Origin of the sequence: Halomonas caseinilytica, from assembly GCF_001662305.1 — a bacterium.
Taxonomy (GTDB): Bacteria; Pseudomonadota; Gammaproteobacteria; order Pseudomonadales; family Halomonadaceae; genus Halomonas; species Halomonas caseinilytica.
On the sequence record NZ_BDEP01000018.1, the window covers coordinates 39,701 to 63,045 of the forward strand.

A 23,345-nucleotide genomic window follows, 5' to 3' on the forward strand; every position below is an offset into this window, starting at 1 on the left:
TGCGCCGCCTTGTCCGGCCATTGCGCCGTTAGCCCCAGCCTATGGGGCTTTCATCACATCCGGCCGAGCCACACCCCGAAGACCGCGCTCAGCCACGAAAACCTTCCGCCAGTAGATACACCTCGCGGGACCGCGCCCGCGACGCCTCCGGCTTGCGTGTCACCACCCGCTTGAAGCCGGCACGCAGCTCCTTCAGGTAGGCATCGAACCCTTCCCCCTGGAACACCTTGGCCAGGAAGACGCCGCCCGGCGACAAGGTCTGTCGCGCCAGGTCCAGGGCCAACTCCACCAGGTACATGGCCTGAGGCTGGTCGATCGCCGCCATGCCACTCATATTGGGGGCCATGTCCGACATCACAAGGTCGACCGGACGATTCCCGAGCCGCGCCAGGATCTCCTCGAGCACGTGCTCCTCGGTGAAATCGCCTTGCACGAAATCGACCCCCGCCAGGGCATCCATCTCGAGAATATCGGAGGCGATCACCATGCCCTCGTCGCCGACCTTCTCGGCAGCCACCTGGCTCCAGCCTCCGGGCGCGGCACCGAGATCGATCACCGTCATGCCGCTTCGCAGCAACTTATCCTTCTCGTCGAGGGCCAGCAGCTTGTAGCTGGCCCGGCTACGATAGCCGTCCTGCCAGCTCTGCTGGACATAGCGATCATCGAAGTGTTCCTTGAGCCATCCGGCACGACTCTTGTGGGAGCCGCGTCGGCCGGCACCCTTGGTACGGGAATCATGGGAAGATGCCACGGCATCACCTGTAGAATGATCTGGATGTCGGGCGGTCGAGCGAATTCCGGGATGACCTGGGACTAAGGTGCTGACCTGCGGGCCCGGCGACTCGGCACAATAACGCACCGTAGCGGTTTCGCCGCGTCACGATACGCCGTACCATGGGCACAGCGCGCCAACCGGGAAGAATCAAGATACCATGAGCTTGTCACAGGCACAAAAGAAAGCATTTCGCAGCATCGGCCACCATCTCGACCCCGTGGTCACGGTGTCGGAGAACGGGATCTCCGAAGGCGTGATCACCGAACTGGACCGAGCCCTCCAGGACCACGAACTAATCAAGGTCAAGCTGGCCCTGCCCGAGCGCGACGATCGCGCCGCCATGATCGACGAACTGCTCGACGCCAGCGGCGCCGAACTGATCCAGAAGATCGGCAAGGTCGCCCTGCTCTACCGCCACAATCCGAAGGTCAACCCGAAGCTTTCCAACATCAAGCGCTTCGAGGAGCACCACGGACGGCGCTGATCCCGCGCTTCGCGCGAACTGGAAGCTGGCCAAGTCCCAACAGCCGTGGATACAAAACACCCCCGCAGCACTGCTGCGGGGGTGTTTTTCTTCAAGCTTCCAGCTCAAGGGGTCGAGCCTGGGTCAGAGATGCTCGACGCTCGCGATCTCGTACTCGACATCCCCGCCAGGCGTGCGCACCAGCACCACCTCGCCCTCTTCCTTGCCGATCAAGGCGCGGGCGATGGGTGATGTCACCGAGATCTGGCCGACCTTGATGTCAGCCTCGTCCTCACCGACGATCCGGTAGGTCACTTCCTCATCGTTCTCCAGGTTGATCAGTTCCACCGTCACCCCGAAGATGACCTTGCCGGTCTTGGGCAGCTTGGTGACATCGATGACCTGCGCATTGGAGAGCTTGCCCTCGATCTCCTGGATCCGCCCCTCGATGAAGCCTTGCTGCTCGCGGGCGGCGTGATACTCGGCATTCTCCTTGAGATCGCCGTGTTCGCGCGCCTCGGCGATGGCGGCGATGACGTTGGGCCGCGCCTCGCTCTTGAGGTGTTCGAGCTCATCGCGAAGACGCTGCTCACCGACGACGGTCATCGGGACCTTGTTCATTGACTGACTCCTGCATGCAATTCCTGTAACCGCCGCACGGTGATGGCGTTCCCGTACTCGAGTGCCAGGCAAACGGCATTGGCTCCCGCCAGGGTGGTGGCATAGGGAACCTTGCGGGCGAGAGCAGTGCGGCGGATCACCGAGGAATCATTGATGGCCTGGCGGCCCTCGGTGGTGTTGACGATATAGGCGACCTCGTCGTTCTTGAGCAGATCGACAATATGAGGACGGCCTTCATAAACCTTGTTGACGACCTCCACGGGCAGCTCGGCTTGTTGCAGAGCCGATGCCGTGCCACGCGTCGCGCATAGTGTGAACCCTAATCCTAACAAAGATCGGGCCACATCGATAACACCTTGCTTGTCGGGATCGCGCACCGATAGAAACGCCTTGCGCTCGCCTTCCAGTGCCGGAATCGCTTCCCCGGCGCCAAGCTGCGCCTTGTAGAAGGCCTCGGCGAAGGTATCGCCACTGCCCATGACCTCGCCGGTGGATTTCATCTCCGGCGAGAGGATGGGGTCGACACCGGGGAACTTGGCGAACGGGAAGACCGCTTCCTTGACGCTGTAGAAATGCGGCACGATCTCCTGGTCGAAGCCCTGCTCGGCCAGCGAAACGCCGGCCATGCAACGTGCCGCTACCTGCGCCAGCGAGGTACCGATGCACTTGGAGACGAATGGCACGGTGCGCGAGGCCCGCGGATTGACCTCGATGACGTAGATCTCGCCATCCTGCCAGGCCAGCTGCACATTCATCAGCCCCTTGACGCCCAGCTCCACGGCCATGCGCTTGACCTGGTCGCGCATCTCGTCCTGCACCTCCGCCGGCAGCGAGTACGGCGGCAGGGCACAGGCGGAATCACCGGAGTGCACCCCCGCCTGCTCGATATGCTGCATGATACCGCCGATCACCACCTGCGTTCCGTCGGAGACAGCGTCGATATCGACTTCGACGGCCGCGTTGAGGAAATGGTCGAGCAGTACCGGCGAGTCGTTGGAGACCTTGACCGCATGAGTCATGTAGTCCTCCAGCTCGCTGGCATCGTAGACGATCTCCATGGCCCGGCCACCCAGCACATAGGAGGGACGCACCACCAGCGGATAGCCGATGGCCTCGGCCTTGGCGAAGGCGTCCTCGAAGCTGCGAGCCGTGGCATTGGGCGGCTGCTTGAGCCCCAGCTTGCCGATCATCTGCTGGAAACGTTCGCGGTCCTCGGCACGATCGATGGCATCCGGCGTGGTGCCGATGATCGGCACGCCGGCGGCCTCGAGTTCGCGCGCCAGCTTGAGCGGCGTCTGACCGCCGAACTGCACGATTACGCCGGCAGGCTTCTCCTTGTCGGCAATCTCGAGCACGTCTTCCAGCGTCACCGGCTCGAAGTAAAGCCGATCCGAGGTATCGTAGTCGGTGGAAACGGTCTCTGGGTTACAGTTGACCATGATGGTCTCGTAGCCATCATCCCGCATGGCCAGCGCGGCATGCACGCAGCAGTAATCGAACTCGATGCCCTGGCCGATACGATTGGGCCCACCGCCCAGCACCATGATCTTGGGCCGGTCGGAGACCTCCGCTTCGCACTCTTCCTCATAGGAGGAGTACATGTAGGCCGTGTCGGTGGCGAACTCCGCCGCACAGGTGTCGACCCGCTTGTAGACGGGGCGGATGCCGGCCGCCTGGCGGGCCCGACGGAAGTCCTTCTCGGCGACACCGAGCAGCTTGGCCAGGCGCGCATCGGAGAATCCCTTGCGCTTCAAGGCAAAGAATTCTCGCGGCGTCAGCTCGGAAAGCGAGCGCTTGGCAAGCTCGGCTTCACTGCGCACCAGATCCTCGATCTGGACCAGGAACCAGCGATCGATGTTGGTCAGACGAAACAGCTCTTCGACATCCAGCCCGGCGCGCATGGCATCGGCCACATAGAAGATGCGTTCAGCTCCGGCCACCTGGAGCTCACCCTTGATGTGCGCCATGGCATCATCATTGAAGCGCGTGACCTTCGGATCGAGGCCGTCGTTGCCGGTTTCCAGCCCCCGCAGGGCCTTCTGCAGGGACTCCTGAAAGGTCCGCCCGATGGCCATCACCTCGCCGACCGACTTCATCTGGGTCGTCAAGCGATCATTGGCCTGGGGGAATTTCTCGAAGGTAAAGCGCGGAATCTTGGTGACCACGTAATCGATGGACGGCTCGAACGAGGCCGGAGTACGTCCGCCGGTGATGTCGTTTTGCAGCTCGTCCAGGGTGTAGCCGACAGCCAGCTTGGCGGCGATCTTGGCGATCGGGAAGCCGGTGGCCTTGGAGGCCAGCGCCGAGGAACGGCTCACCCGCGGGTTCATCTCGATGACCACCACGCGTCCGGTAGTCGGATCGACGCCGAACTGGACGTTGGAGCCTCCCGTCTCGACGCCGATCTCGCGCAACACCGCCAAGGAGGCGTCGCGCATGATCTGGTATTCCTTGTCGGTCAACGTCTGGGCGGGTGCCACGGTGATGGAGTCGCCGGTGTGCACGCCCATGGGATCGAAGTTCTCAATGGCGCAGACGATGATGCAGTTGTCGTTCTTGTCGCGAACGACCTCCATCTCGTATTCCTTCCAGCCCAGCAGCGACTCATCGATCAACAGCTCATGGTTGTTGGAAAGCTCGAAGCCCCGGGTGCAGATTTCCTCGAACTCTTCCTTGTTGTAAGCCACGCCCCCACCGGAGCCTCCCATGGTGTAGGAAGGCCGAATGATGACCGGAAAGCCGAGCTCGCCCTGGATCTCCCAGGCCTCTTCCATGGTATGGGCCACCTTGGCCTTAGGGCATTCCAGGCCGATGCGCTTCATCGCCTGGTCAAAGAGGTCGCGATCCTCGGCCATGTTGATGGCATCGGCATTGGCGCCGATCATCTCCACGCCATACTTGGCGAGCACGCCGTGCTTGTCCAGCTCCAGGGCGCAGTTGAGCGCTGTCTGGCCCCCCATGGTCGGCAGGATGGCATCGGGCTGCTCGGCCTCGATGATCTTCTCCACCGCCTGCCAGGTGATCGGCTCGATGTAGGTGGCGTCGGCCATCACCGGATCGGTCATGATGGTCGCTGGATTGGAGTTGACCAGAATGACCCGGAAGCCTTCCTCGCGCAGGGCCTTGCAGGCCTGGGCGCCGGAATAGTCGAATTCGCAGGCCTGGCCGATGACGATGGGGCCTGCGCCGATGATCAGGATGCTCTGGATGTCGGTACGTTTGGGCATGGTGCTTCCCGCAAGAGTGGTGACGGACGAGGGGCGACGATCGATCGGGTGCGGGCGTCAGCGTCGACACCGCATCATGTCGACGAAACGGTCGAACAGCGGCGACATGTCCCGGGGGCCGGGGCTCGCCTCGGGGTGTCCCTGAAAACTGAATGCCGGCCGGTCGGTGCGCTCGATACCCTGCAGGGTGCCATCGAACAGAGAACGGTGAGTGGCGCGCAAGGTGGCCGGGAGCGTGGCCTCATCGGCGGCGAAGCCGTGATTCTGGCTGGTGATCATCACTCGGCCGCTGTCGAGATCCTGCACCGGGTGGTTGGCACCATGGTGGCCGTGCCCCATCTTCACCGTCCGCGCGCCGCTGGCCAGCGCCAGCAACTGGTGGCCAAGGCAGATGCCGAAGACCGGGATGTCGGTCTCCAGAAACGACTGGATGGCACTGATGGCATAGTCGCAGGGCTCGGGATCGCCCGGGCCGTTGGAGAGGAAGATGCCATCCGGATTCATGGCCAGCACCTCTTCAGCCGAGGTCTGGGCCGGCACCACAGTCAACCGGCAGCCTCGGGAGGCCAGCATCCGCAGGATATTGCGCTTCGCGCCATAATCGTAGGCGACGACATGATAGGGGCGCTCGCCCTGGGCCGCATCGGCGTATCCCGTGCCCAGCGACCATTCCGCCTCGCTCCACTCGTAGGATTCCGTGCAGGAGACGACCTTGGCCAGATCCATGTTCTTGAGGCCAGGGAAAGCCTTGGCCGCTTCCAGGGCACGCGCTTCGGCGTCCTCGCCCTCGGCATCAGGACCGGCCAGGATAGCGCCGTTCTGCGAGCCCTTGTCGCGCAACAGGCGGGTCAGCCGGCGCGTGTCGATATCGGCGATGCCCAGCACGTTCTGCTCCGCCAGATAATCGGACAACGACTGCTCGGAGCGGAAGTTGCTGGCCAGCAGAGGCAGGTCGCGAATCACCAGCCCGGCGGCAGCAATCCCGGAGGACTCCACGTCTTCGCTGTTGACGCCGGTATTGCCGATGTGCGGATACGTCAGGGTGACGATCTGACGGCTATAGGAAGGGTCGGTGAGGATCTCCTGGTAGCCTGTCATGGCCGTATTGAACACCACCTCACCGCTAGTTTGCCCATCGGCGCCAATGGCGGTGCCATGAAACACACTGCCATCTTCCAGGGCCAGTATCGCGGGTTTGTTCAACGCAACGTCCTCCCATGCTCGTCAAGGAATACTTCTCGAATGGCGCTGACAGCTCAGGCAAGCCCGGAACCGTCGCAAGGCAGACTAGACTCCCGCCTGATCGTCCCGGGGCGCCCCAGCCACCGACCCGCAAAAAAGCGGGACGAAACCCGACAATGAAGACCGGTTTCATCCCGCTTGTTGTCATTCGCTCGGAATGCTGGGCCGACGCAACAAGCGTTTGCGCGGCGAGTGCCGGCGCCCGGCCAAAATTTGGGGGATTTTAAAGCATCCGAGGCCGCTCGGCTACCCTTCAATCCAGCCCGATGACATCCTGCATGTCATAACGCCCTGCCGGCTTGCCGGCCACCCAGCGCGCTGCCCGTACGGCGCCCCTGGCAAACGTCATGCGGCTGGAAGCCTTGTGCGTGATCTCGATGCGCTCGCCTTCGGTGGCAAACAGCACGGTATGCTCGCCGACGATGTCGCCGGCGCGCACCGTGGCGAAACCGATCTCCTTGTCACTGCGCGGCCCGCACTGTCCGACACGCTCGAAGACGCCATCGGTCTTCAGGTCACGCCCCAGGGCATCGGCCACTACCTCGCCCAGCTTCAGGGCCGTGCCGGAGGGCGCGTCCACCTTGTGACGATGGTGGGACTCGATGACCTCGATATCGTAGCCCTCGTCGCCCAGCGCGCGGGCGGCAGTCTCCAGCAGCTTGAAGGTCAGATTGACACCCACGCTCATGTTGGGCGCGAAGACCATGGGCACCCGATCACGGTAGCCGTCCAGCGCCGCCAGCTCCTCGTCGGCAAGCCCGGTAGTACCGATCACCATGCGCTTGCCATGCTCGGCGCAGACCGCCAGGTTATCCAGGGTCACCCGGGGCGTGGTGAAATCGATCAGCACATCGAAATCATCGACGATCCCCGCCAGCGAATCGGTGGCCATCACCCCCAGCTTGCCGCTGCCGGCCAGCTCGCCGACATCGGCACCGACCAGCGAGCTGCCCGGCGAGACAGTGCCGCCGGCGAGCGTGGCCTCGGCATCCTGCTGCACGGCGTTGACCAGGGTGCGGCCCATGCGGCCGGCGACGCCGGCAATGGCGATACGGGTCATGCGAACTCCTCGCGAAGATCGTTGCAATGGAAGGGCCGCAGTATAACAACGCCGCACCGGGCCGTCTGCGACGCCCCTGTCACCGAATCGGCACAGGCTTGTGCCAGAATGAACTCTCGCCATGCCACCAACGCCGAGACCACCATGCCCCGGATTTCGACTGCGCCGCACCGCATCGGCCGCCTGACGACCACCGCCCTGCTCGCCGCCTTGCTCTCGACCCTCTCGGGCTGTGCCGAGCGCGCTCGCGTCGTGCCGCTGGCCGGCGCCGAGGTCACGCCACCGGCGCGAGTCGACCTTTGCGGCACGCTTTCCCTGCCCGGCCACTGGCCGGACGGCACGCCGGTCAACGGCCTCTCCGATCTGGCCTGGGAGCACGATGCCGGGCTATTGCACCTAGTATCGGATCGGGGCTGGTTGCACCGGGCCCGCCCACGCTTCGAGGCGGGCCATCTGAACGGCCTCTCGCCCATCGACAGCCACCGCCTGCGCGATGCCGACGGCGACCCGCTGGAAGGCTCGGCGGCCGATGCCGAGTCCCTGTCGTTACGCCATGCAGCCAATGGCAAGCTCGGCGATACCGAGTACTGGGTCAGCTTCGAACGCGATCATCGCCTGCAGCGCTTCCGCCCTGACGGGACTCCCCTGGCACCTCCCGTCCGGCCGGAAGCAGCGGCTGGCGCGGCCGCCAACAAGGGCATGGAAGCCATGACGCGGCACCCCGAGCACGGCCTCATCCTCGGCCTGGAGTCGCCCCCTCGCGGCGCCGCCTCCAAGGAAACACGCCTCTTCACACTCGAGGGCCAGCAGTGGCGTTATCCCCTGGCGACCCCGACCGGCAGCGCCCTGACCGAACTCACCCGCGACGGCGACGACCTGCTGGCGCTCGAGCGCGCCTTCGCACCACCGGCGCCGCTGGTGATCAGCCTGCGTCGAGTTCGGCTGGGCAAGCCGCCCGAACTCGACGTCGACACCCTGGCCAGCTTCTCCAGCGCCGACGGCTGGTGGCTGGACAACATGGAAGGCCTGACCCGGCTCGACGACGGCCGTCTGCTGCTGCTCAGCGATGACAATGCCAGCCCCTTGCAGCGCAGCCTGCTAGTCTGCCTGCGTCTGCGTTGAGCCCCCAGCACTCGGCCGGCTGCTGCCAGCGTCATGACGCAGCAACAGCGCGATGGCCACCAGCACCATGAGACTGCCCGGCAACCAGGCCCAATCCAGGCTCCGGGGAACACGCAGGAAGAGCACGAGCATGGAGACGAACGGCACCAGATAGCCGTAAGCGGTAATCGCCCCGGGCGTCAGCACCAGGGTCGCACGCTGCATCAACCAGAAGGTCAAGGCACTGGAAAACAGCCCCAGGTAGACGAGCAGCAACGCATCGGACCAGACCATCGCCGAGAAGCGCGACACCGGCTCCATTGCCACGCCCAGAGCGCCGATCAATATGCCGCCCAACCCCAGGCTCCAGAAAGTCCGCACCGCCGCCGAGGCCGGCAGCCGTCCCGCATTCAGCCCCCACTTGGAGAGCACCGGATAGAATGCCGAACAGAGGCAGCCAACGAAGAACACGGCCTCGCCCATGCCGAAGCGTATCTGGCCGCCCCGCACCAGTGCCTCGGCATAGGCCAGCGCCAAGGCCCCGACGGCCCCCAGCGCGAGGATCGCCGGCAACCGCCAGGCCAGACGCTCCACGCGGAATCCGAGCCCAAGCCCATAGGCAAGCAGCGGCACGGTGACATAAAGCGTGGCCATGGACAGCGCCGTGGCATGATGCGCGGCCCAGAACATGGCACCGAAGAACCCTGCCAGACACAGGCCCATCAGCACGTAGACCGGCAAGGCCCGGCGCGTGAGCGCAAAGCCCTCGGCCCGATATGCCAACGGCCATAGTCCCAGACAGGCAATGGCGAAACGCAGGGCAGTGAGCAACATCGGTGGCAGCGCGCTCATCAGCCCCACGGCAGGAAACGACAGGCCCACCAATGCCGCCCAGAGCAGCATGCCCAGATGGGCGGTTCGGGCCGTCATGGCTCAGTTCTCCCAGATGATATCCAGGGATTCCTTGCCGGACATGCGCTCGAGGTGGCTCGCCACCACACCTTCCAGATGGTCCAGCCCCTCCTCGTCCAGAGATTCGACCGCCACCTTCAGCTTGTCCTGTTCGGCGCGCAGCAGGCAGCTTCCGTTGTCGAAGGTGATCCGCCCCTCCCCTTCTCCTTGCTCCACCTCCAGCTTGTGCGCCCAGTGCTTGCAAAGCCGGTTGATCAGCTTGTCGCCGGATTCGGTGACAATCTCGGCACGTGAAATCGGCATAACGCCCTCCCTCACTCCTCGGTCATGAATGCTCAGCCTATGACGACGCTCCCCTCTGACGCCAGCCCCGCCTCCACGAACCCTCCGTTCGGTTTCTCGAAACGAGACTTCCACATCTCGACAACATCGGGCGATTACGCCAAACTGGCCCGTTGCAAATAGGAACGATCTGCAACGGCGAGCTCCATATCGCCGTGCTCGTCGACGCCTCGAACCTGTCGACCCACCAGCGAGTGACGAAACTCATGCATGCCCCTCTGCTCAAGACCCTCGGCGGTCTCGTTCTCACACTCGTCGGCACGGCCGTCCATGCCGACGAGATCACCGTCACTGACGTTGCCGGCCGCGAGGTCACCGTCGATGCCCCCGTCGATCGCGTCATCCTCGGGGAAGGCCGCCAGATCTATCTGCTCGCCGCCTTGCAACCGGAGGATCCGTTCGCGCACGTGGTGGGCTGGCGAGAAGATTTCTCCCAGGCTGATCCGGACAACTACGCCGCCTATGCCGAGCGCTTCCCTGAGTTGAAGGAAATTCCCACCTTCGGAGGTTTCAAGGATGGCACCTTCGATGTCGAACAGGCCGCCGCTCTCGATCCCGATGTCGTGCTGATGAACCTCGAGGCCAAGACCGCCACCGAAGACGCCGCCTATGACGACAAGCTCGCCGAGCTGGGCATTCCCATCGTCTACGTCGACTTCCGCGAAGCGCCGCTCGAGCACACCGTTCCGTCCATGCGGCTGATGGGCAAGCTGCTCGGCGAGGAGGAGGCGGCCGATGCCTTCATCGATTTCGCCGATGCGCAGATGGCGCGCGTCACCGAGACGATCGAGGACGCCGACCCCGAGCGACCACGTGTCTTCATCGACCGTGCCGGCGGCTATTCGGAAGACTGCTGCATGAGCTTCGGCCCCGGCAATTTCGGCGAGTACGTCGAGATCGCCGGCGGCACCAATATCGCCAAGGACATCATTCCGAACACCTTCGGCACACTGAACCCCGAGCAGATCATCGCCGCCAACCCGCAGCATGTCGTGGTGACCGGCGGTAACTGGGATGCCTACGTGCCCGGTGGCGATTGGGTCGGCGTGGGCCCCGGCGCCGACATGACGGCCGCGCGCGCCAAGCTCGAAGCGCTGACCGAGCGCACGGCCATGACAGGCATCGAGGCCGTCGAGAACGACAATGTCCACGCCATCTGGCACCAGTTCTACAACAGCCCCTACTATTTCGTCGCCGTGCAACAACTGGCCAAGTGGCTCCACCCCGAGCTCTTCGCCGACCTCGACCCTGAAGCGACGATGGAAGAATTGCACCAGCGCTTCCTGCCGGTGGATTACGCGCCGGGGTACTGGGTCTCGCTGAAGGAACACTGAGATGCACGCCTCGCCTCCCGACCAAGCCGCCGCCACAACGTCCTCCACGCTCCAGGGACGCGGCTTCTACCGTCAGCTGGTGGTACGGCGGCAATGGATCCTGGCCGCCCTGACGCTGGCGCTGTGCCTGAGCCTGTGTATCGACCTCGCTCTGGGGCCGGCCCGCTTCAGCCTGGGCGAAGTGATCGCCGCGCTCTTCTCCCCGGAGGCCGTCAGCCCGCAGGTTCGGGTGATCCTGTGGGACATCCGCATGCCGGTCGCGCTGATGGCGCTGGTGGTCGGCGCCAGCCTGTCGGTGGCCGGCGCCCAGATGCAGACCATCCTCAGCAACCCGCTGGCCAGCCCCTTCACGCTGGGCATCTCCGCCGGGGCCAGCTTCGGCGCCGCCTTGGCACTGGCCTTCGGCGTGGTGATCGTACCCGCCGCGATCGAATACGTGATCCCGATCAATGCCTTCATCATGGCCATGCTGACGGCCTTCGCGATCCATGCGTTGAGCCTCAAGCGCGGTGTCACCATCGAGACCATCGTGTTGCTGGGCATTGCCATGGTGTTCATCTTCAACTCGCTGATGGCACTGATTCAGTTCTTCGCCAGCCAGCAAGCGGTCGCCGCGGTGGTGTTCTGGACCATGGGCAGCCTGACCAAGGCCACCTGGCCCAAGGTCGGCATCGCCACCGCCGTGCTGGTCGTGGTGCTGCCATTGCTCGCACGCCATGGCTGGGCGCTCACCGCCATGCGGCTGGGAGACGCCAAGGCCGAGAGCCTGGGCGTGAAACCCCGGGCACTGCGGCTGGAAGTCCTGGTGCTGGTCTCGTTGCTCGCCGCCATCGCCGTGGCCTTCGTCGGCACCATCGGCTTCATCGGCCTGGTCGGACCGCATATCGCCCGCCTGCTAATGGGCGAGGATCAGCGCTTCTTCCTGCCGGGTGCGGCGCTGTGCGGTGCCCTGATCCTCTCCATCGGCTCGGTACTGTCGAAGATCATCCTGCCCGGCACCATCATTCCCATCGGCATCATCACTTCGCTGGTCGGCATTCCGTTCTTCCTGTTCCTCGTCCTCAACCACAAGAAGTCCGCATGGTAACGCTCACGCTCGACCGCCTGACGGCCCACTATGGCCGCCGCCAGATCCTTTCCGAGATCAGCACGCCACCGCTCGAGGGCGGCCGGGTCGTCGCCCTGCTCGGCCCCAATGCTGCAGGCAAGTCCACGCTGTTCCGGCGCATCCTCGGCCTGATCGGTGGCGGTGGCAGCGTGCGCATCGACGGCGCCACCCACGAACGCCCTCTGGCCTACATGCCGCAGGACACCGGCGCGAATGCCGTGCTGAGCGTCTATGAATCGGTGCTGCTGGCCCGCATGCAGGGGCGCAGGTTGAAAGTCCAGGCCGAAGACCTCGCCGAGGTCGACCGTGCCCTGCACGAACTGGGCATCGTCGACCTGGGAGAGCGTGACATCGGCGACTTGAGCGGCGGCCAGCGCCAACTGGTGGGCGCGGCCCAAGCTCTCGTGCAAGACCCCGAGATCCTGCTGCTCGACGAGCCTACCTCCGCGCTGGACCTGCATCGTCAGATCCAGCTGCTGTCGATCCTGAGGCGGCTCGCCCGTGAGCGCCGCATGCTGATCCTCGCCGCCCTGCATGACCTAGGTCAGGCACTGCGTTTCACGGATGAGGCCATCATGCTGGAAAGCGGTCGCCTGATCGCCTGCGGACCGACCGCACAGGTCGTCACCCCCGAGCTGCTGCGCCAGATCTACCGCGTGGAGACCCGCATCGAGGCCTGCTCACAGGGCTCGCCCCAGCTCATCGTCGAAGGGGCCACCTGACGCGGCGCCCTTCCATGGCGGCCAGCCCGGCGCCGCCCAACACCAGGGGGAGCGCGACCAGAAAGCCCGGCGACAGCGGCAGCCCGAAGATCAGCAGATCGGCCAGCACCGGCCAGATCAGCGCAACATATTCGAAGGGCGCCAGGCGCGACACCTCGGCAAAACGCAGCGCCAGCGTCATGCAGATATGGGCCGCTCCACCGAACAGGCCGGCCAGGATCAGCATCGTCAGCGTCGTCCCCGAGACCTCGACCCAGCCCAGCGGCCAGGTGGCCAGGCCCGCCAACGCCGTGACCAGCACGAAATAGAAGGCAATGGAGGCCGGCGTCTCGGTGCGCGAAATGCGCCGCACCGTGACCAGTGCTCCCGCCGTCAGCAAGGCAGCCAGAATGCCCAGGCCATATCCCGGGAGACGCCCGGCCTGCTCCCCGTTGCCCAGATCGGGCACCACCAGCGCCGCCACGCCGCCCAGCACCAGCGCCAGGGCCGCCGCTCGATGGAGAGTGAAGCGCTCTCCCAGCAACAGCACACCCCCCACCGCCATGGCCACCGGCGCCAGTTGCGCCAACAGCGTGGCCTCGGCCACCGGGAGTCTGGCCACCGCCGCGAAGGAGGCGAACATCGCTGCCGCCCCCAGCCCCGAGCGCACCAGATGCCCAGCGGGACGCCGCGTCGCCAGTGCACGGGGAAACTCGTGCCGCCAGATCATGAACATCACGATAGGCAACAGTGCAAAGGCCGAGCGGAAGAACACGGTCTGCCCCAGCGGCACCGCCGTGCTCACCGCCTTGACGCACACCATCATCCCCGTGAACAGCACACCGGAGAGCAGCCTGAGCAGAATGCCGGCCAGCGGCCGATCCATGGCGTCGGTCATGAAATTCCCTGTCGATAGACCTGTGTCAGACCGTGTGCGCCCAGGCTGGCCAGCAAACCGCCGCCCAGGCGCTGGGCGAGGCGCGTCGAGCCCCGCGGCCCCTGCAGCCAGCGACGCAAGGGCGCGGCCAGCATCACCACGACCACGTCGGCCGAGGAGAACAGGAAGTTTGTGGCGATGCCCAGCCAGAGCAACTGCCACCCCATCGCCATGCCGGCCTCCGGCTGCGCGAACTGCGGCAGGAAGGCCACGAAGAACAGTGCCGTCTTCGGGTTGAGTATCTCGACCAGCATGCTGTCGATCAACGCCCGACGGCTACCCTTGCCGGCACCCTCCGACGCGTCGGGCGAGCCGATGCCGCGTCGCCACAGGCGCATGCCGACCCACAACAGATAACAGCCGCCGATGACCTTCATGGCCACATAGGCGGGCGGCACGGCGGCAAACAGCGCCGCTAGCCCCAGCGCCGCGGCGATCACATGGACATAGCAGCCGAGGTGAACGCCCAGTACCGCACCGAATCCTGCTCGCCGCCCTCGCCCCAGCGTCTGGGCGGCGGTATACAGCATGGCGGGACCGGGCAGATAGGCGAAACCCAGGGCGGCAATCACGAAGGCGAGCCATTCCATGACACAGAGTCCTTCTCGGCAGGGGAATCCATTACGGTAGAACGGCGGGCACACAAAGAAAAGCCCCCGCCGGGAGAACGGCGGGGGCGACAGAAGCGCTTACGACACCTCGTACCTCAAGGCTTCATGTCCTCGAAGAACTTCTTCACGCCATCGAAGAAATTGCTCTTCTTCGGCGAGTGATGGCTGTTGCTGCCGTCCAGGCTGTCCTGGAAGCGGCGCAGCAGGTCCTTCTGTTCCTCGCTGAGCTTGACCGGCGTCTCGACCACCACCTTGCACAGCAGGTCGCCGGCGGGGCCACCACGCACCGGTTTCACGCCCTTGCCCTTGAGGCGGAACATCTTGCCGGTCTGGGTCTCGGGCGGAATCTTGAGCTTCACCCGGCCATCCAGGGTCGGCACTTCCAGCTCGCCGCCGAGGGTGGCGTCGACGAAGTTGATCGGCACCTCGCACTGCAGGTGACGCCCGTCGCGCTCGAAGATATGGTGCGGCTTGATTGCCACCTGTACGTAGAGGTCGCCGGGCGGCCCGCCGTTGATACCCGCCTCGCCTTCGGCGTTGAGGCGAATCCGGTCGCCGGTATCGACACCGGCCGGAATCTTCACCGAAAGCGTGCGCGTCTCGCGCACCCGACCTTCGCCATTGCACTTGTGGCAGGGCACCTTGATGTGCTGGCCGCTGCCGTGACAGGTCGGGCAGGTCTGCTGCACGGCGAAGAAACCCTGCTGCATGCGCACCTGGCCGTGGCCGTGACAGGTCGGGCAGGTCTCCTTGCTGGAACCAGGCTCGGCACCATCGCCATCGCAGCGCTCGCACTCGATGTGGCGCGGCACGCGGATATCCACGCTGGTGCCCGCCACGGCGCTCTCGAGATCGAGCTCGAGATTGTAGCGCAGATCGCTGCCGCGCTGCGGGGCATTCGGGTTGCGGCGCGCTCCGCCACCGCCGAAGATGTCGCCGAAGACATCGCCGAAGATGTCGCTGAAGCCGCCGGCTCCCGCACCGCCGAAGCCGCCGCCACCGGCCTGGCCATCGACGCCGGCATGGCCGAACTGGTCATAGGCCGCGCGCTTCTCGCTGTCGGTCAGGACCTCATAGGCCTCGGAAACCTCGCGGAACTTCTCCGCGGCGGTGTCATCGTCCGGATTACGGTCCGGATGGTATTTCTGTGCCAGGCGCCGGTAGGCCTTCTTGATCTCTTTCTGATCGGCCCCGCGCTCTATGCCCAGCACCTCGTAATAGTCACGCTTGGACATGTGTCTGTCCGCCTCCGTAGCGACGCTGCGGAAACACCAACGCGGGAGTCGTGCCCCCGCGCTGGCGTCAGCCGTGATTCAGACGTCGTGGTTTACTGCTTCTTCTGGTCGTCGTTGACTTCCTCGTACTCGGCGTCGACCACGTCGTCTTCCTTCTTCTTCTGGCCCTCGGCCTGCTCGCCGGCGTCGTCCCCCGGCTGCTGACCGGCTTCGGCCTGGTCGGCGTACATCTTCTGGGCCAGGTTGCCGGACGCCTCGGTCAGGGCATCGAGCTTGGCCTGGATGTCGTCCTTGTCGTCGCCCTTGGCGGCCTCCTCGAGTTCGCTGGCGGCGTTCTCGATGGCCTGCTTCTCTTCATCGGTCGCCTTGTCGCCGGCTTCCTCGAGAGTCTTGCGGGCGGCGTGGACCATGCCATCGGCCTGGTTGCGCAGGGCCACCAGCTCCTCGAACTTCTTGTCCTCGTCGGCATGGGCCTCGGCATCCCGGACCATTTGCTCGACTTCTTCCTCGGACAGGCCGCTGGACGCCTTGATGACGATCGACTGTTCCTTGCCCGTGGCCTTGTCCTTGGCGGACACGTTAAGGATGCCGTTAGCGTCCAGATCGAAGGCGACCTCGATCTGCGGCACACCGCGCGGCGCCGGCGGAATGTCGGCCAGGTCGAAGCGACCCAGGGACTTGTTGCCGCTGGACTGCTTGCGCTCGCCCTGGAGCACGTGAATGGTCACGGCCGTCTGGTTGTCGTCCGCCGTCGAGAAGGTCTGGGTCTTCTTGGTCGGGATCGTGGTGTTCTTCTCGATCAGCGGCGTCATCACGCCACCCAGGGTCTCGATGCCCAGGGTCAGCGGGGTGACGTCGAGCAGCAGCACGTCCTTGACGTCGCCGCCCAGCACGCCGCCCTGGATCGCGGCACCCACGGCCACGGCCTCGTCCGGGTTGACGTCCTTGCGGGCGTCCTTGCCGAAGAACTCGGCGACCTTGGACTGGACCAGCGGCATGCGGGTCTGGCCGCCCACCAGGATGACATCGTCGATGTCGGAAGCGGACAGGTCGGCATCGGCCAAGGCGGTCTTGCACGGCTTCAGCGAGCGTGCCACCAGCTCTTCCACCAGCGACTCGAGCTTGGCCCGAGTCACCTTGACGTTGAGGTGCTTGGGACCGGTGTTGTCAGCGGTGATGTAGGGCAGGTTGACCTCGGTCTGCTGCGCGCTGGACAGCTCGATCTTGGCCTTTTCGGCGGCTTCCTTGAGGCGCTGCATGGCCAGGTTGTCGCCGGACAGGTCGATGCCGCTGTCGGACTTGAACTGATCGACCAGGTAGTTGATCAGCGCCAGATCGAAGTCCTCGCCGCCCAGGAAGGTGTCGCCGTTGGTGGCCAGCACCTCGAACTGGGTCTCGCCGTCCACGTCGGCCACTTCGATGATCGAGATATCGAAGGTACCGCCACCCAGGTCATAGACCGCGACCGTCTTGTCGCCACGGGACTTGTCCATGCCATAGGCCAGCGCAGCCGCCGTCGGCTCGTTGATGATGCGCTTGACCTCGAGGCCAGCGATGCGCCCGGCATCCTTGGTGGCCTGACGCTGACTGTCGTTGAAGTAGGCCGGCACGGTGATGACGGCCTCGGTGACGGTCTCGCCCAGGTAGTCCTCGGCGGTCTTCTTCATCTTTTTCAGCACTTCGGCGCTGACCTGGGGCGGCGCCAGCTTGTTGCCCTTGACCTCGACCCAGGCGTCGCCGTTGTCGGCCTCGGTGATGGTGTAGGGCACCATCTTGATGTCCTTCTGGACGACGTCGTCCTGGAAGCGACGACCGATCAGGCGCTTGATGGCGTACAGGGTGTTCTGGGGATTGGTGACCGCCTGGCGCTTGGCCGCCTGTCCCACCAGCGTCTCACCGTCGTCGGTGTAGGCGATGATGGACGGGGTCGTGCGTGCGCCTTCAGCGTTCTCGATCACCTTGGCGTTCTCGCCGTCGAGTACGGCCACGCAGGAATTGGTGGTCCCCAGGTCAATACCGATGATGCGTCCCATAGGAAATCCTCGAAATATCGATGTTGCAGATTCGTTCGTGTGCGCGGCTTTCACCGCGGGGTTGCCGTCTATCTGGGGGCCCTCGGCGCCTTTTCAAGGGCTCCGGGCCGCTTTTCGGCGCGAAATGTCACTCGGCGGCCTGACTGACCACTACCATTGCCGGGCGCACCAGACGACCGTTGAGCAGATACCCCTTCTGGATCACTTCCATCACGCTGTTGGGTTCCAGCTCAGCGTTGGGCACCATCGTCACGGCTTCATGGTACTGCGGGTCGAACGGCTCGCCGGCAGGATCGACCACTTCGACGCCGAACTTGCCCAGCACGTCGAGCTGCATCTTCAGCGTCATGGAGACGCCCTCGCGATGCGCCTCGGTGGCGTCCTCGCCCATGGCGTCCAGCGCCTTCTCCAGGCTGTCGACCACGGGCAGCAGCTCCTTGATGAACTTCTCCAGCGCGAACTTGCGGGCCTTCTCGGCCTCCTGCTCGGCACGCCGACGCACGTTCTGCGCCTCGGCGGCGGCTCGCAGCGACTGGTCCTTGGCCTCGGCCAGGCTCTGTTCGAGCTCCTCGACCTTGGCAGCCAGGACCTCGGCTTCCGGGTTGTCCGGCGTTTCGCCTTCTTCTTCCTGCACTTCGCCTTCTTCCTGGGTCTGCTCGGCGCGCTCGACAGCCTCCTCGAGCTCGCCCTCCACGGACTCCGGCTCCACCTGGGCGTCGGACTCCTCCTGTTGACGGGAGAGCTCGTCGTCCAGCGGGGTCTGCGGATCTTTGGCCATGTGTGCCTCCTGAATGACGGCCGGCGGCCATGGGCCGCCTGCAAGACATGTTGTCGGGGTGAATCGTCGTTGCGGGGTATATGGGGCTGACTGCTCGGAACTCAAGGCACCCGATCGAGCGGATTGATATCGTGCGTTGTTCCGGGACTTGAACTACTGTATAAACGCACAAGGCAATGGATGTATAACCAGTGGATTCCGGAAGGCCCCGGGGAGGCATCATGCTGACAGAGCTCGCCATTCGCGACTTCGCCATCGTCGATCACCTGGCACTCGAGCTGGAAGGCGGCATGACCGCCATCACTGGCGAAACCGGGGCCGGGAAGTCCATCCTGCTCGGGGCGCTCGGCCTGTGCCTCGGCGAACGAGCGGATGCCGGCAGCGTCCGCCATGGCTGCGAGCGAGCCGACCTCACCGCCCGCTTCGACATCGCCGACCTGCCCGCCGCCCGCGCCTGGCTCGAGGCGCGCGAGCTCCCCAGCGACGACTGCCTGCTGCGCCGCGTGGTCACCCGAGCCGGCCGCTCCAAGGCCTGGATCAATGGCCAGCCCGCCACGGTGGCGGACCTCAAGGCCCTGGGCGACCACCTGATCGAGATCCACGGCCAGCATGCCCATCAGGGCCTGCTTCGCGAGGAGACCCACCTGCACCTGCTCGATGATTTCGCCGACCACGGCCCGGCAGTACGCGAGATGGCGGAGACCTTCCGCGCCTGGCGCGAGGCTCATCAGCGGCTCAAGCGGTTCTCGGAGGATAACGACGAAATTCTGGCCCGCCTCCAGCTGCTCCGCTACCAGGTCGAGGAACTCGACCAGCTGGCCCTGGCCGAGGGCGAGCTGGAAGGCCTGGAGGAAGAGCAGGAAGCACTGGCACATGCCGAGGAACGCCTGCGCGAAGCCCAGTTCGCCGCCCAATGCTGCGACGGTGACGAAGGCGGCGCCCTGCCACTGCTGCATCAGGCGGTGAACCGGCTGTCGGCGCTACCCGGCAGCGATCGCGGCGCCCTGGCCGATGCCTTGAGCATGCTGGGAGACGCCTGCATCCAGGTCGAAGAGGCCGGGCGTGAACTCAATCATTTCGCCTCCGGCGTAGAACTGGACCCCGAGCGCCTGGCCTGGGTCGAAGAACGCCTCGGCGAAGCCCATCGCATCGCCCGCAAGCATCAGGTGCAACCCGACGAACTCGTCGCACTGCATCGGCGCCTCAGCGAGGAACTTGCCGAACTGGAGGGCGGAGACGGCAACCTGGACGCCCTCGCCGCCGAGGTCGAGAGCCTGAAACAGGACTGGCGGCGACAGGCCGAGGCGGTGAGCGCCGCCCGCCAGGATGCCGCCCGACGTTTCGGCCAGGCCGTGCAGGAGCAACTGGCCTTCCTGGCCATGGGCAAGGCGAGCTTCGAGGTCGCTCTCGCGGCCCGAGAGGCTCCGGCCGCCGAAGGGCTCGAACGCGCCCGCTTCCTGATCAGCGCCAACCCCGGCCAACCCGCGCGCCCCTTGACCAAGGTCGCCTCCGGCGGGGAGCTGTCACGGATCAGTCTGGCGATCCAGGTGGTCGCGGCCCAGCATTCCACCATACCGAGCCTGGTCTTCGACGAGGTCGATGTCGGCATCTCCGGCGCCACCGCCGAGGTCGTCGGCCAGCTTCTCCGGCGCCTGGGGAAAGGCGGCCAGGTGATGACCGTGACCCACCTCCCCCAGGTCGCCGCTCAGGCCCATCAGCACCTGCATATCGCCAAGCAGGCCGAAGACGAGACGACCTTGACGCACATGGCATTGCTTGACGAAGCCGGGCGGGTCGGCGAGCTCGCACGGATGCTGGGCGGCATGAAACTGACCGACCAGACCCTGGCGCACGCCCGCGAGATGCTCGACGCCAGCCAGCGCGCCCATCACTGATCGTGCAAACGCAAGACGACGCCCCCGTCCGCTGGAACGGGGGCGCCGTCAGTCACGCCTCATCGGGTGAGCGCGCTCACTTCTTGCCGGGCGATTCCTGGCGCGTCACCTTGGAGCCCTTGGGGCGCACATAAAGCACCAGGGCATGATCAACGAGTTCGTACCCGTGCTCCTCGGCAATTTCCTGCTGGCGACGCTCGATGGTGTCATCGAAGAACTCGATGATTTCGCCGCTTTCCAGGCACACCATATGGTCGTGATGCTCCTCCTGGGTCAACTCGAAGACGGCATGGCCGCCATCGAAGTTGTGACGAGTCACCAGACCGGCGGTCTCGAACTGTGTCAGCACACGATAGACGGTGGCCAGGCCCACGTCTTCGCCCGCTTCCAGCAGGGTCTTGTAGACATCCTCGGCGCTCAGGTGGTGCTGCCCCGTGGCGTTCTCGAGGATATGCAGTATCTTGACGCGCGGCAGGGTCACTTTCAGACCGGCCTTGCGTAATTCATGGTTCTGGTCGGCCATGGTTGCTCTTCGCAGTATCAGGTAGGGTCGGGTATGATCGACCAAAACCACGATAGTGAAGAACAGGCGCAAATGCAAAAGCTGACTCGAACCGTCACCCTTACCGTCGCCCTGACCCTGATCAGCGGCTGCAGCTATTTCGGCGTGTACAAGCGCGACCTGGCCCAGGGCAACCTGGTAACCGCCGAGATGGCCGCTCAACTGCAACCCGGCATGACGCGCCAGCAGGTCGTCGACCTGATGGGAAGCCCGATGCTCGAGGCACCCTTCGACGCGCAACAATGGGATTACGTCTACCGCCTGGACGAGGCCTACGGCGGCGTCGAGCAACGCCGTCTCACCCTGACCTTCCAGGGCAATCGACTGGCGGACATCGAGCGGCACGGCGACTTCTCGAGTGCCCCGTCGGTGGCCAACGAACGCGGCATCGGCCCGATGGATTCCGCCGGAGAGCGGACGGGCAACCTGCTCAACGTACAGCCCGAGGACGACTGATACCGCCTCGCCTCAGCCCTGCTTGTCGGCGGCACGGGCGGCCCGCGCCGCCTTGGGATCGATGCGCAGCGGCCGGTAGACCTCCACCCGGTCGCCCTCTTGCAGTGCATATCGATCCGGGTCGCGCAGCGCCTTGCCGAAGATGCCGAGCGCGGCATTTTCGAAGGTCTCGCGCGCCACATCGGGGAAATACTGTGCAAGATCGGCGTTGCGCACTGCCTCGCGGGCGCTGACGCCCTCGGGCAGCGTCAAAGAGACGATGCGCTGCCTGTGCGGCAGCGCAAAGGCCACTTCGACGTTCACGACGCCCTTGCCCTCAGCGACCATAGAGCTCATCGGCGCGACGCGTGAAGGCATCCACCAGCTGGCCTGCCACCTGCTGGAACAGCTTGCCGAACGCCATGCCCAGCAGACGATTGGCAAACTCGAACTCCATCTCCAGGCTGACCTTGCAGGTATCCTCGCCCATCGGCAGGAACAGCCAGCGCCCGCGCAGGCGCTTGAAGGGGCCGCTGACCAATGCCAGATCGATGCGTTCAGGCTCCTGGAGATCATTGCGTGTAGTGAAGCTCTGCTCGATACCGGCACGGCCCAGCGTCATTTCACCGACCAGATGCTCGGCATCTCGTTCGAGCAACCGCGCACGCCGACAGCCCGGCAGGAATTCCGGATAACGTTCGAAATCGTTGACCAAATCGAACATTTGCTGGGGGGTGTGCCGCACCAAGGCGGACCGATTGACCGTTGGCATTGACCTCTCCGCTGACTTCAAGGGGCCCAAGGCGTATCATGAGCGGTTATTTCAGGCCTTGAATGGTATCACGCTTCCCCCCATATCGGAGGGGCAGGCCAGCATCGGCAAGACAGAATATGAGGTTCCATGGCCAACAAGAAAGGTAAGGGTAAGGGTCCGGGCAGCAACGCCATCGCCCTGAACAAGAAGGCACGTTTCGAGTACCACATCAACGAGACCTTCGAGGCCGGCCTGGCGCTGGCCGGTTGGGAGGTGAAGAGCCTGCGCGCTGGCAAGGCGCAGCTCACCGACACCTACATCCTGGTCAAGAACGGGGAAGCCTGGCTGCTGGGCAGCCATATCACCCCGCTCAATACCGCCAGCACCCATGAGGTGGCCGACCCGACCCGGACACGCAAGCTGCTGCTGCATCGCAAGGAGATCGCCCGGATCTTCTCGCGCACCCAGGACAAGGGGCACACCTGCGTGCCGCTCAAGCTGTACTGGAAAGGCAGCAAGGTGAAGTGCGAGCTGGCGCTGGTGACCGGCAAGAAGCTCCATGACAAGCGGGCCACCGAGAAGGACCGCGACTGGCAGCGGCAGAAGGGGCGCATCCTGCGCGAGCACAACAAGACATAAGGCTGTCACACCCATAGCCACTCTGTTAGAATGGCGACGTTACGGGGGCGACATGGCTTCGACGCCGATGACAACCCCTGAGGTGCATGCCGAGAGCGTGATGTATCTCGTAAATCCAACATCACGATTAAATAGTCGCAAACGACGACAACTACGCTCAGGGCGCGCTGGCAGCGTAAAACCTGCTAGCTTCTAGTCCGGCCCGGAGGTGATGTGCCCATTCATCACCGATGGGATACGAGCTCAGACTGATGGGATCGCGGCTGGCCCCGTCCTCGTGTCAGCCGCTAAAACTCAGAGGAATCGCGTTTCTGGATCCTGCCCGTCGGAGCCAGAGGCGTTAAAGCAAAAGACGGAACTAAGCATGTAGAGCCGATGGGCGAGTGTCGGCGGACGCGGGTTCGATTCCCGCCGCCTCCACCACACAAGCAATGAAAACAGCCACTTACGAGTGGCTGTTTTTGTTTTTTGGGCCTGAATATGCCTGATTTCGGCATGGTGTAGTCAGCTTTTTGGTCAACATTTGCCATCCTTTTCATCCTTGCTGATACTGTATATATGAGGCTCTTCATCTATTTCA

23 protein-coding genes and 1 other RNA gene are annotated in these 23,345 nt (G+C 64.6%); 9 read left to right on the plus strand and 15 right to left on the minus strand.

The window, feature by feature from the left end; translation table 11 throughout:
- Nucleotides 1-88 precede the first annotated feature (88 nt).
- On the minus strand, nucleotides 89-751 hold the full coding sequence (rlmE, locus tag A9O65_RS13615) for a 23S rRNA (uridine(2552)-2'-O)-methyltransferase RlmE (protein WP_064700551.1): 663 nt from the start codon (nucleotides 749-751) through the stop codon (nucleotides 89-91).
- Nucleotides 752-932: 181 nt separating this feature from the next.
- On the opposite strand from rlmE, the gene yhbY reads away from it, so the two are divergent.
- Nucleotides 933-1,259 carry a ribosome assembly RNA-binding protein YhbY gene (gene yhbY, locus A9O65_RS13620; RefSeq protein ID WP_064700552.1) on the plus strand — a complete coding sequence of 109 codons (327 nt, stop codon included), beginning with the start codon at nucleotides 933-935 and terminating at the stop codon, nucleotides 1,257-1,259.
- A gap of 123 nt (nucleotides 1,260-1,382) precedes the next feature.
- Here the strand turns inward: yhbY and greA are convergent, their stop codons facing one another.
- The 4 genes from greA to dapB form a co-directional block, all read right to left on the minus strand.
- Nucleotides 1,383-1,859, minus strand: coding sequence for a transcription elongation factor GreA (gene greA, locus A9O65_RS13625; RefSeq protein ID WP_064700553.1), 477 nt, complete (start codon nucleotides 1,857-1,859; stop codon nucleotides 1,383-1,385).
- Complete coding sequence (gene carB / locus A9O65_RS13630) at nucleotides 1,856-5,086, minus strand: carbamoyl-phosphate synthase large subunit (RefSeq protein WP_064700554.1); 3,231 nt, start codon at nucleotides 5,084-5,086, stop codon at nucleotides 1,856-1,858. Before carB ends, greA begins: the two co-directional genes overlap by 4 nt.
- Before the next feature lie 57 nt (nucleotides 5,087-5,143).
- The gene (gene carA, locus A9O65_RS13635) at nucleotides 5,144-6,289 is read right to left on the minus strand and encodes a glutamine-hydrolyzing carbamoyl-phosphate synthase small subunit (RefSeq protein ID WP_064702387.1); all 1,146 of its coding nucleotides are present in this window, start codon (nucleotides 6,287-6,289) and stop codon (nucleotides 5,144-5,146) included.
- Between the two features lie 292 nt (nucleotides 6,290-6,581).
- Nucleotides 6,582-7,388 (minus strand): 4-hydroxy-tetrahydrodipicolinate reductase, encoded by an 807-nt coding sequence (gene dapB, locus A9O65_RS13640; protein WP_064702388.1) that lies wholly within the window; start codon nucleotides 7,386-7,388, stop codon nucleotides 6,582-6,584.
- A 108-nt stretch (nucleotides 7,389-7,496) separates the two neighbouring features.
- Between dapB and A9O65_RS13645 the strand changes: the two genes are divergently transcribed.
- On the plus strand, nucleotides 7,497-8,510 hold the full coding sequence (locus A9O65_RS13645) for an esterase-like activity of phytase family protein (protein ID WP_064702389.1): 1,014 nt from the start codon (nucleotides 7,497-7,499) through the stop codon (nucleotides 8,508-8,510).
- On the opposite strand, the gene A9O65_RS13650 is transcribed toward A9O65_RS13645, so the two are convergent.
- Both A9O65_RS13650 and A9O65_RS13655 read right to left on the minus strand, forming a co-directional pair.
- A complete protein-coding gene (locus tag A9O65_RS13650; protein ID WP_064702390.1) occupies nucleotides 8,487-9,419 on the minus strand; it encodes a DMT family transporter in 933 nt (310 codons plus the stop codon). The genes A9O65_RS13645 and A9O65_RS13650 overlap by 24 nt on opposite strands.
- A 3-nt stretch (nucleotides 9,420-9,422) precedes the next feature.
- Nucleotides 9,423-9,704, minus strand: coding sequence for a DUF2218 domain-containing protein (locus A9O65_RS13655; RefSeq protein ID WP_064700559.1), 282 nt, complete (start codon nucleotides 9,702-9,704; stop codon nucleotides 9,423-9,425).
- A 245-nt stretch (nucleotides 9,705-9,949) separates the two neighbouring features.
- On the opposite strand from A9O65_RS13655, the gene A9O65_RS13660 reads away from it, so the two are divergent.
- Genes A9O65_RS13660 through A9O65_RS13670 form a run of 3 tightly spaced genes read left to right on the plus strand, consistent with a single transcriptional unit; the run spans nucleotide 9,950 to nucleotide 12,907 of the window.
- Entirely contained in the window at nucleotides 9,950-11,077 is a 1,128-nt protein-coding gene (locus tag A9O65_RS13660) for an ABC transporter substrate-binding protein (RefSeq protein WP_064702391.1), read from the plus strand.
- 1 nt (nucleotide 11,078) lies between these two features.
- A complete protein-coding gene (locus A9O65_RS13665; protein WP_064702392.1) occupies nucleotides 11,079-12,164 on the plus strand; it encodes a FecCD family ABC transporter permease in 1,086 nt (361 codons plus the stop codon).
- Nucleotides 12,158-12,907, plus strand: a complete 750-nt coding sequence (locus A9O65_RS13670) for an ABC transporter ATP-binding protein (RefSeq protein ID WP_064702393.1) — start codon at nucleotides 12,158-12,160, stop codon at nucleotides 12,905-12,907. Before A9O65_RS13665 ends, A9O65_RS13670 begins: the two co-directional genes overlap by 7 nt.
- Here the strand turns inward: A9O65_RS13670 and A9O65_RS13675 are convergent.
- The 5 genes from A9O65_RS13675 to grpE form a co-directional block, all read right to left on the minus strand.
- Nucleotides 12,885-13,784 carry a DMT family transporter gene (locus A9O65_RS13675; protein ID WP_064702394.1) on the minus strand — a complete coding sequence of 300 codons (900 nt, stop codon included), beginning with the start codon at nucleotides 13,782-13,784 and terminating at the stop codon, nucleotides 12,885-12,887. The two genes, A9O65_RS13670 and A9O65_RS13675, sit on opposite strands and share 23 nt — an antisense overlap.
- The gene (locus A9O65_RS13680; RefSeq protein ID WP_064700564.1) at nucleotides 13,781-14,413 is read right to left on the minus strand and encodes a LysE family translocator; all 633 of its coding nucleotides are present in this window, start codon (nucleotides 14,411-14,413) and stop codon (nucleotides 13,781-13,783) included. The genes A9O65_RS13675 and A9O65_RS13680 overlap by 4 nt, the downstream gene beginning before the upstream one ends.
- Nucleotides 14,414-14,529: 116 nt before the next feature.
- Nucleotides 14,530-15,669 (minus strand): molecular chaperone DnaJ, encoded by a 1,140-nt coding sequence (dnaJ, locus tag A9O65_RS13685; protein WP_064700565.1) that lies wholly within the window; start codon nucleotides 15,667-15,669, stop codon nucleotides 14,530-14,532.
- Nucleotides 15,670-15,761: 92 nt separating this feature from the next.
- Nucleotides 15,762-17,702, minus strand: a complete 1,941-nt coding sequence (gene dnaK / locus A9O65_RS13690; RefSeq protein WP_064702395.1) for a molecular chaperone DnaK — start codon at nucleotides 17,700-17,702, stop codon at nucleotides 15,762-15,764.
- Nucleotides 17,703-17,829: 127 nt separating this feature from the next.
- The gene (grpE, locus tag A9O65_RS13695) at nucleotides 17,830-18,480 is read right to left on the minus strand and encodes a nucleotide exchange factor GrpE (RefSeq protein ID WP_064702396.1); all 651 of its coding nucleotides are present in this window, start codon (nucleotides 18,478-18,480) and stop codon (nucleotides 17,830-17,832) included.
- Nucleotides 18,481-18,701: 221 nt separating this feature from the next.
- Here grpE and recN point away from each other — a divergent pair, with 221 nt between their 5' ends.
- Nucleotides 18,702-20,375: a DNA repair protein RecN gene (recN, locus tag A9O65_RS13700; RefSeq protein WP_064702397.1), complete on the plus strand. Its 1,674-nt coding sequence runs from the start codon at nucleotides 18,702-18,704 to the stop codon at nucleotides 20,373-20,375.
- 76 nt (nucleotides 20,376-20,451) lie between these two features.
- Here the strand turns inward: recN and fur are convergent, their stop codons facing one another.
- Nucleotides 20,452-20,898, minus strand: a complete 447-nt coding sequence (fur, locus tag A9O65_RS13705) for a ferric iron uptake transcriptional regulator (protein WP_064700569.1) — start codon at nucleotides 20,896-20,898, stop codon at nucleotides 20,452-20,454.
- 72 nt (nucleotides 20,899-20,970) lie between these two features.
- Between fur and A9O65_RS13710 the strand changes: the two genes are divergently transcribed.
- Entirely contained in the window at nucleotides 20,971-21,393 is a 423-nt protein-coding gene (locus A9O65_RS13710) for an outer membrane protein assembly factor BamE (RefSeq protein WP_064700611.1), read from the plus strand.
- 12 nt (nucleotides 21,394-21,405) lie between these two features.
- Here A9O65_RS13710 and A9O65_RS13715 read toward each other — a convergent pair whose 3' ends face one another.
- Together A9O65_RS13715 and A9O65_RS13720 are read right to left on the minus strand one after the other, a co-directional pair.
- Nucleotides 21,406-21,720, minus strand: a complete 315-nt coding sequence (locus A9O65_RS13715; protein ID WP_064702398.1) for an RnfH family protein — start codon at nucleotides 21,718-21,720, stop codon at nucleotides 21,406-21,408.
- Nucleotides 21,710-22,144: a type II toxin-antitoxin system RatA family toxin gene (locus tag A9O65_RS13720; RefSeq protein WP_064700571.1), complete on the minus strand. Its 435-nt coding sequence runs from the start codon at nucleotides 22,142-22,144 to the stop codon at nucleotides 21,710-21,712. Before A9O65_RS13720 ends, A9O65_RS13715 begins: the two co-directional genes overlap by 11 nt.
- Nucleotides 22,145-22,273: 129 nt before the next feature.
- On the opposite strand from A9O65_RS13720, the gene smpB reads away from it, so the two are divergent.
- Together smpB and ssrA are read left to right on the plus strand one after the other, a co-directional pair.
- Nucleotides 22,274-22,765, plus strand: coding sequence for an SsrA-binding protein SmpB (gene smpB / locus A9O65_RS13725; protein ID WP_064702399.1), 492 nt, complete (start codon nucleotides 22,274-22,276; stop codon nucleotides 22,763-22,765).
- A 43-nt stretch (nucleotides 22,766-22,808) separates the two neighbouring features.
- Nucleotides 22,809-23,188, plus strand: a transfer-messenger RNA (tmRNA) gene (gene ssrA / locus A9O65_RS13730).
- Nucleotides 23,189-23,345 lie beyond the last annotated feature (157 nt).